At 73.3% G+C, this 16,505-nt stretch carries 12 protein-coding genes; 8 read left to right on the top strand and 4 right to left on the bottom strand.

What is annotated here, in order from left to right; genetic code table 11:
• Positions 1 to 30: 30 nt before the first annotated feature.
• A complete protein-coding gene (locus ACIQWR_RS12895) occupies positions 31 to 774 on the bottom strand; it encodes a hypothetical protein (protein WP_404007677.1) in 744 nt (247 codons plus the stop codon).
• A 212-nt stretch (positions 775 to 986) separates the two neighbouring features.
• Here ACIQWR_RS12895 and ACIQWR_RS12890 point away from each other — a divergent pair, with 212 nt between their 5' ends.
• The 3 genes from ACIQWR_RS12890 (at position 987) to ACIQWR_RS12880 (ending at position 3,803) form a co-directional block, all read left to right on the top strand.
• Positions 987 to 2,561, top strand: coding sequence for an ISL3 family transposase (locus ACIQWR_RS12890; RefSeq protein ID WP_404007674.1), 1,575 nt, complete (start codon positions 987 to 989; stop codon positions 2,559 to 2,561).
• A gap of 194 nt (positions 2,562 to 2,755) precedes the next feature.
• Complete coding sequence (locus ACIQWR_RS12885) at positions 2,756 to 3,208, top strand: thiamine pyrophosphate-dependent enzyme (RefSeq protein WP_404007671.1); 453 nt, start codon at positions 2,756 to 2,758, stop codon at positions 3,206 to 3,208.
• 88 nt (positions 3,209 to 3,296) lie between these two features.
• Positions 3,297 to 3,803, top strand: coding sequence for an ATP-binding protein (locus ACIQWR_RS12880; protein ID WP_404007668.1), 507 nt, complete (start codon positions 3,297 to 3,299; stop codon positions 3,801 to 3,803).
• 41 nt (positions 3,804 to 3,844) lie between these two features.
• Here ACIQWR_RS12880 and ACIQWR_RS12875 read toward each other — a convergent pair whose 3' ends face one another.
• Positions 3,845 to 4,930 carry a DUF2637 domain-containing protein gene (locus ACIQWR_RS12875; RefSeq protein ID WP_404007666.1) on the bottom strand — a complete coding sequence of 362 codons (1,086 nt, stop codon included), beginning with the start codon at positions 4,928 to 4,930 and terminating at the stop codon, positions 3,845 to 3,847.
• A 202-nt stretch (positions 4,931 to 5,132) separates the two neighbouring features.
• Entirely contained in the window at positions 5,133 to 5,981 is an 849-nt protein-coding gene (locus ACIQWR_RS12870) for a (2Fe-2S)-binding protein (protein WP_404008470.1), read from the bottom strand.
• A gap of 151 nt (positions 5,982 to 6,132) precedes the next feature.
• On the opposite strand from ACIQWR_RS12870, the gene ACIQWR_RS12865 reads away from it, so the two are divergent.
• Positions 6,133 to 6,819 carry a GntR family transcriptional regulator gene (locus tag ACIQWR_RS12865; protein WP_404007663.1) on the top strand — a complete coding sequence of 229 codons (687 nt, stop codon included), beginning with the start codon at positions 6,133 to 6,135 and terminating at the stop codon, positions 6,817 to 6,819.
• Positions 6,820 to 7,130: 311 nt separating this feature from the next.
• Here the strand turns inward: ACIQWR_RS12865 and ACIQWR_RS12860 are convergent, their stop codons facing one another.
• Positions 7,131 to 8,093: a hypothetical protein gene (locus tag ACIQWR_RS12860; protein ID WP_404007660.1), complete on the bottom strand. Its 963-nt coding sequence runs from the start codon at positions 8,091 to 8,093 to the stop codon at positions 7,131 to 7,133.
• A 211-nt stretch (positions 8,094 to 8,304) separates the two neighbouring features.
• Between ACIQWR_RS12860 and ACIQWR_RS12855 the strand changes: the two genes are divergently transcribed.
• The 4 genes from ACIQWR_RS12855 (at position 8,305) to ACIQWR_RS12840 (ending at position 16,294) form a co-directional block, all read left to right on the top strand.
• Positions 8,305 to 10,059 (top strand): hypothetical protein, encoded by a 1,755-nt coding sequence (locus ACIQWR_RS12855; RefSeq protein ID WP_404007658.1) that lies wholly within the window; start codon positions 8,305 to 8,307, stop codon positions 10,057 to 10,059.
• A 105-nt stretch (positions 10,060 to 10,164) separates the two neighbouring features.
• Entirely contained in the window at positions 10,165 to 11,247 is a 1,083-nt protein-coding gene (locus tag ACIQWR_RS12850; protein ID WP_404007655.1) for a hypothetical protein, read from the top strand.
• The gene (locus tag ACIQWR_RS12845; protein WP_404007651.1) at positions 11,247 to 12,563 is read left to right on the top strand and encodes a hypothetical protein; all 1,317 of its coding nucleotides are present in this window, start codon (positions 11,247 to 11,249) and stop codon (positions 12,561 to 12,563) included. Before ACIQWR_RS12850 ends, ACIQWR_RS12845 begins: the two co-directional genes overlap by 1 nt.
• Entirely contained in the window at positions 12,560 to 16,294 is a 3,735-nt protein-coding gene (locus ACIQWR_RS12840; RefSeq protein ID WP_404007648.1) for a WD40 repeat domain-containing protein, read from the top strand. The genes ACIQWR_RS12845 and ACIQWR_RS12840 overlap by 4 nt, the downstream gene beginning before the upstream one ends.
• Positions 16,295 to 16,505: the final 211 nt, after the last annotated feature.

Raw genomic sequence — 16,505 nt, 5'->3', positions numbered from 1 at the left:
CCCGCCCGGGTCGGCGGGGGCGGTCGCGCCTCAGTGGGCGGCGGCGAGGGCCGAGACGTCCACCTTGTACGGGGCGAAGGCGGCGTTGTTCTTGCAGGTCAGCTCCTCCCAGGTGCTGACCTTGGTGACCGGGTCGGTGCGGGTCAGGTGGAACTTGCAGGCGCCCTTGATGTACTGGCCCTTCACCCCGCCGGGGAAGTCGACCTCCTTGTTCCACAGGTACGGCGAGTTGTAGTTGTTCAGCCGAGCCGTGGCGTTCACGTCGATGCCGCCGGGCGCGTAGATCTCGTAGACCCAACCGGTCTTCTCCGCACCGTAGGTGGCGAACTTCTGCGCCACCCACTTCTCGCAACTGGTGCTCAGGTGCGCGCTGTTCTGCCCGCCGCCCTGGACGATGTACTCGGCGAGGGGGGTCAACTGGCTTCCCCGCGGGGTGAAACCGGTGCGGAAGATCTCCTCGACGCCCTCCCTCGTGTCGCCGCGCCACAGGACGTTGACGTCGCTGCGCCACTGCCAGCGCTCGCCGTCCGCACGCCCCGCGACGTCGCGGCCGATCGAGCTGTCGGTCGTCGTGCGGTACCAGTCCCAGGGGCGGTAGTCGACGGTGGGCCCGCAGGGCGTGGTCAGGTCGTCGGCGAGCGCGGCGGCGGGAGCGACGGGTGCGACCGGGGCGGCGGGGGCGGCGACGGCCGGGGTGATGGCGACGACGGAGACGAAGGAGAAGGCGGCGAAGTACCGGAGAGCAGAGCGGACTGCAACATGGTGGAGACCCATCAGTCGATCAACGTGACGGGCCCCTTTATAGGTGTACGCGGCACGGGCGAGGCGGACGGGGAAGGCGGTTCCACCCGCACGGGTGGAACAGTCGTACCGCCTAAAGGGGCCCTGGCAAGATTTCCGTGAAGCCGGGGTGTGCGACCGTGCGCCGGTGACGCTCCGTCACAGGCAGCAGGATTGTCGTCAAGTGGGATGACCTCGTACGGATCGTGTCACCGCACCTCGCTGCGGTGCGGGTGGAGCGGGTGTGGGTGACGGGCGGCGTGGTCCGCATAGCGGCCTGCACGCGCGAGCTGACGGTGGCGTGTCCGGACTGCGGTCGCCGCTCTGCGCGGGTGCACAGTCGCTATTGCCGCACGCTGGCCGATGTCGCCGTGGGTGGGCGCCCGGTGCTGATCGGGCTGTCTGTGCGACGGTTGTTCTGTGACAGCCCTGGCTGCGGTCGGCGGACGTTTGCCGAGCAGGTCGAGGGACTGACGGTGCGCTACCAGCGCCGCAGCCCGCTGCTGCAGCACCTGGTGGAGACGGCTGGGGTGCTCCTCGCCGGCCGCGGCGGCGCCCGACTCCTGCGGATCCTGAAGGCGCCGCTATCGCGGACCAGCGTGCTGTTCCACTTGATGCGCTCTCCACTCCCGCCAGCCGCGATCCCGAGGGTGCTGGGCGTGGACGACTTCGCGCTGTACGCAGACGTCTACGGAACCCTGCTGGTGGACGCCGAGACCCGGTTGCCGATCGACCTGTGGGCCGGCCGCAACGCTGAGCAACTGGCCGCCTGGCTGCGGGCCCATCCTGGGGTTGAGGTGGTGTGCCGGGACGGTTCTCTGGTCTACCGCCAAGGCATCACCGACGGCGCCCCGGACGCGGTCCAGGTCAGCGACCGCTTTCATTTGTGGCAGGGGCTATCGAAGAGGATCGGGGACATCGCCGCCGCCCATCGCGGCTGTCTTCCCGCCGCGGTGCCCGAGCCTGCACCGTCACCAGTAACTCCCGTGGAAGCGTCCGATCAGGCCGATACCCGTGCCCGACGCCACGCGAAGCTGCTGTTCGAGGCGGTTCACGCGGTGACCGATAGTGGCCGCTCACTCAACGCCGCAGCTCGCGAGCTGGGTTTGAACCGGCGCACCGTGCGCAAGTACGCCCGAGCAGCTACCTGGCAGGAATGCGTCCGAACCGTCCGGCCCCGTCGGCCCACCAGTCTCGACCCCTATCTGGAGTACCTGCGGCAACGCTGGGAGGAAGGCGAGCACACCGCAACGGTGCTGCACCAAGAACTCGTCGCCAAGGGCTACCGCGGCCACTACCAGCGGATCAAGATGGCCGTCGCACCCCTACGTCGGGGCCTGCCGATCGACACGCCACGCGAGCGGCCGCCCTCGCCCCGGGAAGTCGCCCGCTGGATCACCACCACGCCAGCCCGACGTAGCCTGCACGCTGCCGAGGGACTGCGTCGGCTGTTCGAGCACTGCCCGGAACTGGACCGCACCCACGACCTGGTGCGTCAGTTCACCGCCATGCTCAACGACCGCGACGCCACCCTGCTGCCGGACTGGCTCGAGCAACTCACGACCGCCTACCTCCCGCCCCTGGCCAGCCTGGCCAAAGCCATCCGCGAAGACCAACCCGCAGTCGAGCAGGGCAACACCACCCCGTTCAACTCCGGCGTCAACGAAGGCCGCATCACCGATCTGAAGCTCCAGAAGCGAATCATGGCCGGACACGCGGGAGTCCCACTCCTCCGCCACCGCGTCATCCTCATGGCCCTACTCCGACGCCACTACCCATGACGGAGCGTCACCGGTGCACGGTCGCACACCCCGGCTTCACGGAAATCTTGCCAGGGCCCCTAAAGGATTCGCCTTCGAGATCCACGGGACGGGGGGATAGGAGGACGGATGTTCACCGTGGATACGGGCATGTGCAATCCGTGGGTCGCGCGCTATCTTTCCTCGAACGGCGCTGACGGCGTCAAGGGGTCCCGGTGTCGGACAACGGCGGTTTCTCGATGCCGAGGGGAGATTTCCTCACCCTGGTGCAGTACGACCTCCCCGTCGAAGTGGTCCTGTTCGACAACTCGTCCTTGGGCATGGTCGAGCGGGAGATGTTGATTTCCGGCCGCCTCCGGACGGAACGGCGCATCACCGTCCGTACGTCGCCGCGACCGCCCGCGCGGCGCGGGCGCACCGGTGTGCGAAGGCGGCGGGTAGCGGGGCCCGAGCAGCTCACCGGGGCTCTCGGGGGCGCGTTCCGGCACGAGGGGCCGGATCCGATGGGCGGGGCGACCGCCTCCGACGCCCTGTGGATTCCGCCGAGGACCAGTACCGAAATGGTCACCGCTTTCGCACGTTCCGCCGGCAAGATCGCGCGCACCGGCGGGGTCGGCCGGGTGATCCGGATGGCTCGATTCAACCTCCTTAAGACGCCCTGGAGTTGAGCTCGAAGGAGTGCGGATTCTCCCGGTGGGAAGAAGCCCTTCCGTAGGCCTGTTCGAGAGGAACTTCGGGATACGGAGGGCTGTCGCCGTGCGGGTGGGGGCGAACACCGGAAAGCTGTCGAGAAGAGGACGGCCCGAACCTCGGGAACCGTCGACCACGGGCGACGGGAGCGCGGGCGACACGCTGTGGATCACCCGCCGCGTGCGCCGGGCGGACCTGAAGGCGGTGGGCGAAGTACGCAAGGCGTTACGGGAACTGCTCCGGCACCGCTGCCGGGGCGACGCGGCCGATGTGGCCGAACTGCTCACGACCGAACTCGTGACCAACGCCCTCGTCCACACCGACCAGGGGGCCGAGGTCTTCGCGGGCCTCACCGCCACCCGGCTGCGGGTGGAGGTACGGGACTACGCCGCGCGCCATCCCAGACCGTTCGTACCGACCGCCGACGACGGTACGCACGGCCGGGGGCTGGTGCTGATCCAGGCCCTCGCCGACACCTGGGGGGTGGACTCCCTGGGCGGCTCCACCGGCAAGGTGGTGTGGTTCGAGATCGACGGGGGCGCCGACGCGACGTGGGCGGCGGAACCGGCCTGAGCGCCGAGCGCCCGGACCGGTACCGCCGCCACGGTGGCCGGTCAGCCGAACTGCTGCTCCAGGTCCTTCAGCTTGCGCTCCAACGAGTCGAGTCGGGGGATGGTCTGGGTGTCGTCCTCGGCGGTGAGGTCCACCGTCCGGGACGCCGTCTCGGACGGATCGGTCCCGTTGACGGCCTGGAGCGACGGCCGCCGCCGTAGCGGGAGTTGACCCGCGTCGGTCGGCGCCGGATCCCCGCCGATGGCGGGTGCGGAGCCCGCGGCCATACCCGGTGCGGTCGCGAGTTCGTGTTCCTCCAGGACGACCTCTTGCAGTTGGCGGCCCCGCGAGCGGCCGAAGGCCCGGCTCTGCCGTCCCAGCGCCTTGATGCGGGCCCGGTCCAGCCGGTTCTGGTCCCGCCTGCGGTGCCGGTCCTGCGCCTTCTCCCGCTTGTCCTCCCGGACTTCGTCGACCGCCTCGTCGAGCGTGCGCACGCCCTCCAGCAGCATCAACGACCAGGCGCCGAAGGTCTCCCGCGGAGCCCGCAGCCAACGCACGATCCGGATCTGCGGCAACGGCCGCGGCACCAGGCCCTGTTCGCGCAGCGCCGCCCGTCGGGTCTGCTTCAGCGCCCGGTCGAAGAGCACCGCCGCGGACAGCGACATCCCGGAGAAGAACTGCGGTGCGCCGTCGTGGCCGAAGCCCCTCGGTGCGTGCACCCAGTTGAACCAGGCCGCGGCCCCGGCGAAGAGCCACACCAGTATCCGCGACCCGAGGGCCGCGTCACCGTGGCTGGCCTCGCGGACGGCGAGCACCGAGCAGAACATGGCGGCGCCGTCGAGGCCGAAGGGGACCAAGTACTCCCAACCTCCGGAGAGGTTGAGGTTCTGCCGCCCGAAGCCGACCAGCCCGTGGAAGGAGAGCGCCGCGGCGACGGCGGCGCAGCAGAAGAGCAGGACGTAGGAGGCGGTTCCGTAGATGGCCTCCTTGCGGCGGCGGCGGTCCTCGCTGCGTTCCCAGCTGTCGTCCGACGCGGCCTTCTCGCCCTCGCGCTTGCTCTTCGCCAGCACCGCCACTGCCGCAAGTACGCCCAGGATCAACAGGCTGCCGGGCAGCAGCCAGTCAAGCGATATGTCGGTCAGTCTCATGCGGTGTCCCTTGCCTCGCGTATGCGGCTTTCCGGGCGCCATAGTGGCGGATCGCGCGAGGGCCGCACGCGGGTTTCGGGGCAAGAGGACGCCAACGGGGGGCGGGGCCCGCCGGATAGGGTGTTGTGGGTCGAACTGGCTCTCGTTCAGAGCCGATTGAGTTCGAATAACCCCACCCGAACGGGTGGCTTCACCGGTGGCATCACGCCGCGACGGCCGCCGTCAGCCGGGCGACCCGGTCCGCGTCGCAGGTCCGGGGGCAGGTCACGCAGGCCGCCTCGGGGTCATCGGGCTGGATCGTGTAGAAGAAGCAGCAGCTGGCGCGGTCCCGGGTGGGCAGCTCCTCGCCCGCGGGCCCCGTCAGCGTGCGGAAGCCGCTGCCGCCCGTGTACGGGGCGCTCGCGCCCGGCATGAGCAGCTCCAGCTCGGCCATCGTGCGGCGTTCTTCGCCGAGCAGGTTCCCGACGTACCAGAGGCCCTCGACGACCTCGTCGGTCACCATGCCCCACAGCGCCCGGCGGCCGCGTCGCATCCGGGGGCCGAAGCCCTCCAGCAGCGGCCCGAGGTGCTCGGCCACCGCGACCCGCACCTGCGCGCGCAGGGCCTCCTCGTCGGGCACGACCAGGGCCCCGGGGTGGGCGGCGGCCGGATCGTCCGGCAGGCACGCGAACCGTTCGACGTCGACGCTCATCCGACCGCTGGTCCGGTGGAAGGCGACCCGGTCCGGGGGGAGGTACGGCACGCGCCGCGCGAACAGCCAGGGCGCCGTGATCAGCAGGCAGGCGGGCCACGCGTAGCGGTGCAGGCCGAAGCTGGCGATCACGTCGGGGCGGGCCTGGCGGCCGTAGTCCCGCAGTACCCGGGCCTCGTCCCACGCGAGGTAGGAGTCCAAGGCCGGTCCGCCCAGGGCCAGTTCGTCCGCGCCGACCCAGCCGTCGCCGCGGGGAGGGGGTTCGTGTGCGGGGCGCGCGGTGACCCGTAGTCCCGGATAGACCGTGGAGAGGCGGGCGTAGGCGTCCGCGAGGGGGGAGGGAAGTGCCGTGACGGTCATGCGGGCCATGGGTGGTCCACCGAATCGCGCGATCGTTAACAGGTTAGCCTTACCTTACCTGATCTCGTGCGGCCTGTATCGCCGGTGACCGCCGCCCGTCACCTATTCTCGGGAGGAACCCGCAGGCGGGGGCGGAGCGGAGGAGGATCGAGTGCAGGACACGGACCGTGCCGGGGTGCCCGAGCAGGCCCGTGCGGAGGCCGGCGCCGAGGGGTCCTCCGCGCGCCGTCCGGTGCTGCGCCATTCCGTCCGCGGCCAGGTCCTCGACGCGCTGCGCGCCGCGCTGGTCGACGGCACGCTCGTGCCCGGCGAGATCTACTCCGGCCCCGCCCTGGGGGAACGCTTCGGGGTCTCGGCCACGCCGGTGCGCGAGGCGATGCAGCAGCTGGCGATGGAGGGGGCGGTGGAATGCCTCCCGAACCGGGGCTTCCGGGTGGTCGCCCCGACGCCGGGCGAGCTGGCCGAGCTGGCCGAGGTGCGGGCGCTGCTGGAGGTCCCCGTGATGCTGGGGCTGGTCCGTACGGCCGAACGGGCGTCCTGGGTCGCGCTGCGGCCGCTCGCGGCGGCGACCGTGGTGGCGGCGGAGGCGGGTGACCTGCCGGGGTACGCGGAGGCGGACCGGGCCTTTCACCGGGGGGTGCTGGGGCTGGCGGGCAACGGGCAGTTGCTGCGGGTCGCGGACGAGGTGCACCGGCGGGTGCAGTGGGCCCGGAGCCGGCGCTCGCTGCTGTGCACCGATGCGGCGCAGCACGTGGCGTTGCTGGAAGCGCTGATCGATGCCGACGCGAACACGGCCGACACCCTGATCCACGCCCACTTCGCCTGGCCGCCGCACTAGCCGACCCTTTTCGTCGCCTCCGCCGTGCCCTCAATCGCCGGGCGGGCTGGATGTGGCCCGCCTCGACCTTGCCTGGCGGGCTTTACGTGGCCCACTTCAGCCTTGCCTGGCTGGCTGGGGCCGGTCCACTTCAGCCTCGCCGGCGTTTGAGGCGCGGGTCCGGGCGGAGCCCGGGGCGGGGCGGAGCCGCGTTGTCGGGTGCCGCCGGGTGTGGCCTCCGGCGGGCCCTCAATCGCCGGGCGGGCTTGATTCGGCCCGTTTCAGCCCCACCGGGCGGGCTTGATTTCCAGCCCCGCCGGCGTTTGAGGCGGTTACCAGGTCCAGCGGAAGCCGGCGGCGGCGTTCTCCAGGGAGGGCAGGAAGCGGTGCACGGCGGTCGTGTCCTCGAAGTCGACCGGCTCCTCGAACAGCACCCGGCCGCCGCTGTGGTCGTCCCACACCGCCCACCAGAGCTTGCGCGGCGGCCGGCCGGGATGGAACTCGACGACGATGTCCACGTTCTCCGCCCGGGCGTGGGCGACCCGGCGGTACTCCACCGCGGGATCCTGCACCGGGTCGAACCGCACGTCGTACTCCAGCGAGGCGACCTGCCCCTGGCGCAGCGGCCGCGGGAGGGTGATCTCCAGCACGGGCGTGCTCCAGTCGCGCTCGTGCCGGGCGGTGACCCGGCCGCCGCGATGGACCGCCACCTCGCGGGCGCCCGGGCAGAGGCGGTGCGGGAAGCTGTCCACGCCGTCCTCGCAGGCGATGATCGCCTGGGTGGTCCGGTGCCGGACGGGATATCCGCCGAGGCCTATGGACCGCCGCTCGAAGACCGAGACCGTACGGTGCCGCTGCCGCAGGGGGAGCCGCTGCTCGTCGCGCAGGGTGTTGATCAGCGGCGCGTCCCGGCGGTCCGGGCCCTGGAACCGCTCGCCGCGGAGCGTGGCGCTGTCCGCCGGGGTCATCCGGAAGGCTCCGATGAACCAGTCCAGCGTCTGTGGGCTCAACATCCCGCCGTTCAGGGCGCGTTGCACCCGGTCCTTCAGCATGCGCGGCAGTGCGGTGTCGGTGTCGGGCCGTTCGCCGGTCTCCCACAGGTGGAGCGCGATCACCTCGGCGACGGCCGCCTGGCTCACCCCGGCCGTCGGCCCGCTCCGGCGGGCCAGTGGGGTCCAGCGGTCCCGGTACTCCACCCGCTGGAGGAGCAGTTGCCGCAGTACGGCGGCCGTGGCACGGGCATGGGCGGGCAAGGAGTCGCCGGGACGCGAACGGGCGGGACGGTCATCGCTCATCGTCGTTCACCCCTGGTCGCCCTGCGACGTCGTCCACCACTGGTCGCCGTGCGACACGAGTGCGACAGCCACCCTCTGCAATGGCACCGGACCGGAACCTCGGAACCCCCGGTCCCACCGCTTCGAAGCGTACCGGCGCCCCGGTCGGCCAGCGAGGCGTTCGTCAGGATCGGTGCCGCCGTACGAAGGCCGGATGATGACGGGGGGAGCCATGTCCGACGGTCGGATGGCCACCGCGGCGATGCCCGACGGACGGCGGGTGCGGGCCGAGGAACTGCTGGAGCGGATCGGCGAGTTGACGGACGTACCCGCTGGACCGGCCGGCGGTCGGGCCGGGCTCGTCCTGCGCGGAGCGCGCGTCACCGGCTCCTTCGACCTCACCGCCCTGAGCGTCGACCTCCCTATCGTCATCGAGGACTGCTGGTTCGAGGCTCCGGTGCTGCTGACGGACGCCAGGCTGCGCGGGGTCCGGCTGTCCGGCTGCCGGATGCCCCGCCTGGAGGGCGACCGCGCGGTGGTGGACGGACTCCTCGACCTGGAGCGGATCCAGTGCCCTGCGGGGATCGGGCTGAACGGCGCGCGCGTCTCCGGCGGGTTGCGGTTGGCCGGAGCCACCCTCGGCGACGCCGGTCGGGACGGGACCGCGTGGGCCGGGGCGGGACTCGAACTGGTCGGCCCGCTGGAGGCCGCCGGGATGCGTGCCACCGGCGGGGTACTGCTCGGTGGGGCGCGGCTCGGCGGGGTGGTCGACCTGATCGGCGCCCACGTCGAGCGGGCGGGCGCGGACGCGCTGGTCCTGGACCGGGCGGTGCTCGGCGAGCGGCTGCTGGCCCAGCGCCTGCGCGTCGAGGGACGGCTGCGGCTCTACGACGCCACGGTGTCGGGCAGCGTCCACCTCTCGGGGGCGCGGCTGCGCAACCCCGGCGGGATCGCCCTCGGCGCGGCCGGGGTCACGGTGCGCGGCGGGTTCTGGTGCGGGGAGTCCTTCACCGCCCGGGGCGAGGTCCGCCTGGTCGGGGCCGAGCTGCGGGCCAACCTCTCGCTGGTCGGGGCGAGCCTCGACCATCCCGGCGGGACCGCCCTGGACCTCGGCAACGCCGCGGTGGGCGACGTGGACGCCCGCGCGCTGGTGGTGCACCGGGGCGGCGTGTCGCTGCGCGGTGCGGTGATCCGTCACCGGCTCGACCTGACCGGAGCCCGCTTCTCCCCGGCCGGGTCCGGGTCCGGGTCCGGGTCCGGGTCCACGATGTCCGGGACCGGGAGCGCGACCGCCCCGCGCGACCCGATCACCCCGCTGGACCTGCGCATGCTCCAGGCGGGCGAGGTGGTCCTGTGCCCGCGGGCGCCGGCCCGCTGCGCCGTCGCCCTGGACCACGCCCGGATCGGACACCTCCACGACGACCCGGCCGCCTGGCCCGTGGAGCTGGTCCTGGACGGCCTCGTCTACGAAGCCCTGAGCCCGGTGCTCCCGGCGCCGCGGCGGCTCGCCTGGCTGGCCCTCGACCGCGACGGGGTCCGCCCGCACCCGTACGAGCAACTGGCCGCGGTGTACGCCCGGTCGGGCCTCCCGGACGAGGCGCGCGCCGTCCAGTACGCGAAGCAGCGCCGGTCGGACCGGGCGCGCCGCCCGGGTCCCGCCCGGATCTGGGGAGCGGTGCAGGACGTCCTGGTGGGCTACGGCTATCGGCCCTGGCGCGCGCTGTGCTGGCTGGTGCTGGTGGTCGTCGGCTGCGGCACGGTCTTCGCCGCCGACCCGCCCGCTCCCCTGGAGCCGGGGAAGGGGCCGGGGTTCAACGCCTTCGCGTACGCGCTCGACCTCGTACTGCCGTGGGTGGACCTCGGCCAGGAGCAGGCGTTCGTACCGGCCGGGGCGACGCGGTGGCTGGCGTTCGCGCTGATCGGGACCGGTTGGATGCTCGCCTCCGTGATCGCGGCGGCGGTCGCCCGGTCCGTCGCCCGGAGGTGACCCGCGGGTGACCCGGCGGCGGTGCGACGCAACCGCGACACGCGTGGATTGTCGTGGTCCCCTCCCAGGCGGCCCGCCGCCTACGGATCCTGTCGAGAGGACGAGATGCTCCGGACGTCGATCTTCCCCGGCGAGCAGAGCCCGCTGTACGAACGCCCGCCCGACGCACCGCTGGTGCGCGGCGACCGGGTCGACGGCCCGCTGGTCCTCGGGATGGTCTTCACCCCCGAGGAACCCCGCCACTGGTTGTTGTCGGAGGGCGAGGAGTCCCTGTCCGCGCCAGCGGTCCGTGCGGTCCCGGACGGCACCGGCGACGAGGTGATCGAACGCTCGGGCCCCGGACCCGCCGACCGGATCGCACCCGACGCGATCCGCGCAGTCGCGGAGCTGGCACCCGGGCTGACCGAGGCGGTCGACCTGGCGCTCTCCGTGATGGGGGTCGAGGGCCGGTTCATCCGTTCGCTCCTGGACACGGTCGACGCCGCCCGGCACCACGCCTGGCTGGTCGGGGGCACCGTCCGCGACCTCGTGGGCGACGGGGCGCAGGCACGGCCCAACGACCTCGACTTCGCGGGCACGATGCCGCCCCACCAGATGTCCGACGCGATGGTCGCCGGACTGCGCGGCGCCGGCCTGGGGGACTACTACCCGATGGCCAGCTACATCAGCATGGTGTGCTCGGTGGCTCCCGCGCTCGGGGAGCCCCGGATCATCGAGTACAAGCCCCTGGAGGTCAAGGGCTTCGCGTTCCCGGTGTACGGCGGCGACCTGGTCGACGACGTCACCTGCCGCGACCTCACCATGAACAGCCTGTACTACGACCACCGGCGGAAAATCGTCCTCGATCCCAGCGGTACGGGCCTGGCCGACCTGCTGGCCGATCCCCGGCGGCTGCGCACCCCCTACGACGGCGACGATCCGGCACGGCGGGTGGCGGTCGTCGTCCGCTTCCTGAAGTTCGTGTTCCGCATGCCCGAGGCCGACCGGTCCCCGTTCGTGGCCTGGGCCCGCGCCCTGCCCCCGGACCTGGCGGACCGGGTACCCGAGGAGAACTGGCCCGCCTTGACCGGATTCTGGCGGCGCTGCCTGCCCGGGGACCTCTCGGCGCGCGCCGTCGAGCTGGCGACGGCGGACCTCGGACCGGGCGCCGGCCGGGTCGCCCTGGCCCTCCACGAACGGAGCCGATGATGGCGCACAAACCCCTCAGCAACTGGGTGATCGCCGTCCACCGGGACGGCGACGGCGACGGCTACGACCGGGTCCCCGGCGCGCTCGTCAACGGGGGCGACGAGCGCGCCGACGCGCGTCACCTCGCGGAGTTCGCCACGGGCTGGCGCCGCGCGGCCCTCCCGTTGCCGGGCGGGGGAACCGCCCTGGGCCTCGTCCGCTCCGACCACCTCGGCGCGGACGACCGTACCGAGCACACCGAGGCGGTCGTCGAACTCAGCGGAACCGCCGTCCCCGTCCCCGTTTCCGCGCCCGGGGCCCGCGTCCTGGCCTCGATCGAGGACCACTGGCCGCCGCGCGCCTTCGATCCGCCGACGACCGCCGCCCTGGCGGGCGAGCACGAGGACCTGCGCCACCTCCTGCTCGCCCGGCTGGTGGCCGAGTCCGCCGCGGGCGCCGAACCCGTCTCCGAGGTGTTCCACATCCTTCCGTGGCACCGGGTGGACGCCCTCGCCCGGGCCGTGACCTCGCTGATCGAGAGCGCGGCGAGCGGTCCGGAGGTCCGGCTGGGATACGTCTTCGCCCCCGCGGGCTCGCGGTTCACCGCCGCGCTCGAACAGCTCGACCACGGCCTGCGGGCCGCGGACCGCGCGGCGGCCCGGACCGGCGCGGGCGCCCTCTGCGCCCGGCTGCTCCTGCTCGACCCCGACCGGCTGCCCGCGGCCACCCGGGACCGGCTGCGGGAACTGCTGGCGGTCCTGCACCGCTTCGACCCCTTCCTGCGGGCCAGCGCCCAGCGCGCGGACGCCCACCTGGCCGCCGCCGCGGACAGGTGGACCCCGGCCGAACTCAGCTCGGTCTTCGAGCTCACCGCCGGAGCCACCCAGGAGGTCCGCCGGGTCCGCGCCGCACTCGACCGGGAGCCGTTCGCCCTCAAGATCCAGGTCACGTCCACGGGCACCGTCGAGATCGACGTGGAGGCCGTGCTCCCGGCGGACGAGATCGAGCGGGCGACCGAGCCGTACGGCACGCTCCTGCTGCCCCTGCGGGTGACGGGCCTACGGTCCGGATCCCGGCTCCTGGTGGTCCTCTATCCCCAGTACCGTCGGCTGCTCGGCAGGGTCACCGCCCCCCTCGATCCGGATGTGCGCGTTCGGGTGGACCAGGACGGTCCGCCCCTCGGGTCCGCCGATCTGCCGCTGGTCGATCCGGCCGACGTACGGGCCTCGGTCCGGGCGGCCGAACTCCGCAGCGCGCGGGATGCCTGGGCCGCGCTGGCGAACGGCCTGCCCGTCGGACACCCCGTACGGACGGCGGCCGAGGAGGGGGCCCGATGACCGGTCCCGACCACGAGTCCCCTGCCGAAGCCGCCGGTTCCCTCGCCGCTGTCGTCGCGGCGCTCGCCGATTCCCCGGACGTGGAGCTCGGGGACCTGGCGACGTTGCGCTCGGACCTCGTCGGCCCCTCCCGCCCGGCCGCCCGGTGGGTGATCGAGCTGGTCGCCAGAGCCGACGGGGCGTCGCTGCGGCGGCTGTACGAGGACACGGGCGACCTGCACGAGGCCTTCGAGGAACTGCGCGGGGCGACCACGTCGAGAGCGGTCGCCGCGCGGCTGCGGTCCGCCTCCGGCCTCGACGAGGCCTTCGGTGACGGTCAGCCCGCCACCTTGCACGCCCTGCGCGTGCTGGCCGGGCTCGGTCTGGCCCTGGTGAGCGAACGCCCGCCGCAAGGACCGCTGGCCGCCGCCCTCGTCTGGTTCGAGGAGGCCTGCTCGTCGCCCATCACGGGCGCGGTCCCCTGGTCGCCCGCGGACCTCGCGGCCGGGGACGGCCGGTTGCTGCGGACCCTGGAAGCGCTGCACGAGGCCGCGACCGGATCCGCCGCGTCCGCCCCGGCCGTCTACACCACCGCGGTGACGCTCACCTGGCTGGCGCGGGGCAGGGCCGGCCGGCTCGCGCGGGAGACGGTCGCCGTGGGCGTGCTGTTCGACCGCGGAACGACCGGCGAGAGCGGCCGGCTCAAGGCGACCTACCTGCCCGGTCTGCCGTCCGCCCTGGTGCCGCACCCGGACCGGGCGGTGCTGTTCACCGCCGACGAGGACTTCGGCGCCTCCATGGACCTGGCGTGGCGGCTGGCGGGCGGCGACCGGATCGACGGAACCGTCCTGTGGTGCGTCGAGGACACCGACGATCCGGTGCTCCGCATCGAAGACGCCTCCCTGGGCGCGGCGTTCGCGGTCGTGCTCGACGAGGTGCGCCGGGTACAGCGGCCGCTGCCGAGCTGGACCGGGGCGCCCGCCTGGCTCGGGCACTGGCTGCTGTGGCTGTTCCTGCTGCTCCGGCGGCTGCGCTCGACCAACGCGGTGACGGGGCGGCTCGACGACCAAGGGGTCCTGCAGTCGGTCGCCGGGTACGAACGCAAGCTCCGGGCGCCCGGAAAACGGCACCGGGTGATCGTCCCCTCGTACGACCGGGAGGCCGCCGCGCTCGCCGACAGGGGCCTGGAGGCCGGGCACCCGCGGGCGGACATCGTGCCCGTCCTCACCTGGAGCGCGGCGGCGCGCAAGGCCCGCCGGTACAAACCGCGGGTCTGGCTCCGACTGGTGGCGGCCCTGTCCGTCGGGGGTCTCGTCATCGGGCTGTGGCTCACGGCGCTCGCCGACGCGGACGCCCGGCGGGCCCGCATCGACGGGCAGGTCCAGACGCTGCTCAAGCAGTCCGCGGACCAGCGGCCGGACGATCCGGCCCTGGCACTGCGCCTGGCCCTCGCCGCCGACCGGATCAGCCCGAGCGACAAGACCCGGAACACCATCGCCGAAGGCTTGCTGACCACCCGTTACCGAGGTGAGCTGCCCAAGACGGCGAAGGTGCCGATCGCGCTCGCCTACACCAGCGGGGGAAAGGTGCTGGCGGCGCTGGACGACGCGCAGGTCACCCTCTGGGACCTCGCCGGCCGCCGGGCGGTCGGCCACATCCCGGCCCGCACGGCGACCCCGACGGCCTTCGCGGCATCGGTCGACGGCTCCCTGCTGGCCGTCGGCCAGGCCGGGGGCAGCGAGGTCGAGCTGTGGGACGTACGCCGCCCCGAGGCACCGGTGCGGGTCGCGAAGGCCCCCGTCAAGAAGGAGCCCCGGGCCGTGCGCCTCAGCGGCGACGGGCGGCGCATGGCCGTCCTGAGCGGCGAGGAGTTCGAGGACCCGGGCGAGGTGACGGTGTGGGACGTCACCGACCGGGCCCGTCCGACGCGCCTGACCACCGTCCCGGTCACCAACGGCGAAGCGGTGGCGCTGAACACCAAGGGCGACCGGCTCGCCGTGGCGGGGGTGGCGGTCGAGGTCCTGAACCTCTCGGCGCCGGACCACCCCGTGAACATCACCCGTATCTCGACCGGCGGGGTCAACCCGCTCACCGACGTCGCCTTCGCCGCGCAGCACGACGACTTCGTCTACACCGCGACGACGCGCCCCCTGGCGGCCGGCATCGGCGCGGGCAACAAGTTCGTGGAGGGCTGGGACATCAGCTCCCCGCCACAAGGCGAGCCGAAGGACGCGTTCGAGGGCCAGGGCCTGATCCACGTGGCCCCCACGGGTCTGGTCGCCACCATCGGCGACGACGGCTCGGTGATCGTCGGGGACCAGCGGCTGCGGCCCGACGGCGCCAAGGCCGGCTCGCGGGCCCCGGTGACCGGCGAGGCCGCGGCCCCCACGGCCGTGGCGATGGGCCCGGACGGCCGGACCGTGGCCACGGTGGGCGCCGGCGCGGTGGTCCGGTTCTGGGACACCTCGGACATGATCGGCTTCCAGGAGATGTCCTCGGCCACCAGGAGCGAGAGCGAGGCCTACGACCCCCGCCACGGCGTCCTCGCCACGGTCGAGGGATCCGGTCCTGGCACCAGTACCAAGACCATCGTGCTGACCGACGCGGCCGAGGGAGCGTCCTACGGCACGTTGGCACGCTGGCCCACCAGTGCCGGGAGCATCTGGAGCATGGCCTTCGGCCCGGACGGGCGGACCCTGATGTTCGACCGTGGGGACGGCACGGTCGGGCGGCTGGACGTCTCGCAGCCGCGGGCCCCGAAGGCCCTCGCCGACCTCCCCGCCACCATGGCCCCCGTCAACGGCGGTGCCCTGAGCGCCGACGGCAAGGTCCTCGCCACGAGCAGCGGCACCGAGCTCAGGCTCTGGGACTCCTCCGGTGACGTACCCGTCCGCACGCTGGCCCTCGACGCCTTCGGCTCCGGGCCGTCCGCGAAGCCGACGGGCTCCGGCGCGTCCCCGGATCCTTCGACGATCGAGCCGATGGACGACGACCCGGGCTCCCTCGGCCCCGACGACGTGCGCGAGGACGGCGCCGGGGACGATGAGCTGACGCTCAACTCCGGTCCCGCTCCGATGGGCGGGGTGGCCACGCCCACGCCCACGGCACGGCAGGGCTCCGCGAGCCCCGGCCCGAACCCGGTCGACGAGGACTCCGGGAGCCTGCGGATCGCCTTCGCGCCGAAGGGCCGGATCCTGGCCGTCGCAAGGGCGTCCGGGGAGATCGCACTGTGGGACGTCTCCGATCCCCGGGCACCCCGCAGGACTGCCCTGATCGCGGCCGGTGATCCGGCGGCGAGGGCTGGGCGCCTCCTGTTCAGCGGGGACGGCGGCACGCTGCTGGCGGGCACGAGGCGGTGGACGGTCAGCGATCCGGGGCGTCCCCGGGCCGCCGCCGACCTCCCGCTTCCGGACGGTCTGCGCCGGGTCGACGTGCTCGCCTATGGTCCCCACGGGGTGTGGGCGACCAGTCGGGAGCACTACGACATCACGGTCTGGTACCTCGCGGACGGGCTGACGCCGGTCAAGCTCGGACGGACGATCCACACCGCGGCGCCGCACTCCCGGTTCCTGGCCAGTGGGCGGGTGCTCTCCGCCAGCGCCGACCAGGTCCTGGTCCTGGACGGAGCATGGATCAACCCGATCACGGCCGACCCGGCCGCCGTGGCCTGCCGTGCGGTCGGGCGGTCGTTCACCCGGGCGGAGTGGGCCGAGCGGGTGCCGGATGCGGCCTACGCCGATGCGTGTGCCTGACCGGGTGCCGCCGGGTGGGGCCTCCGGCGGGCCCTCAAACGCCGGGCGGGCTCGATGTGGCCGGCGCCGGCTCACCCCAGCCCCGTTGGGCGGGCTGGATTGGGCTGGCGCCCGGCTCACTCCGGACCCGCTGGGCCATTCCAGCCTCGCCGGCGTTTGAGGCGCGGGTCCGGGCGGAGCCCGGGCGGGGCGCAGCCCCGTTCGCTGGTGC

The organism is Streptomyces sp. NPDC098789, from assembly GCF_044759975.1.
Taxonomy (GTDB): domain Bacteria; phylum Actinomycetota; class Actinomycetes; order Streptomycetales; family Streptomycetaceae; genus Streptomyces.
The sequence above is the reverse complement of the archived record's forward strand: the minus strand, read 5'-3'. Positions and strand labels throughout refer to the sequence as shown.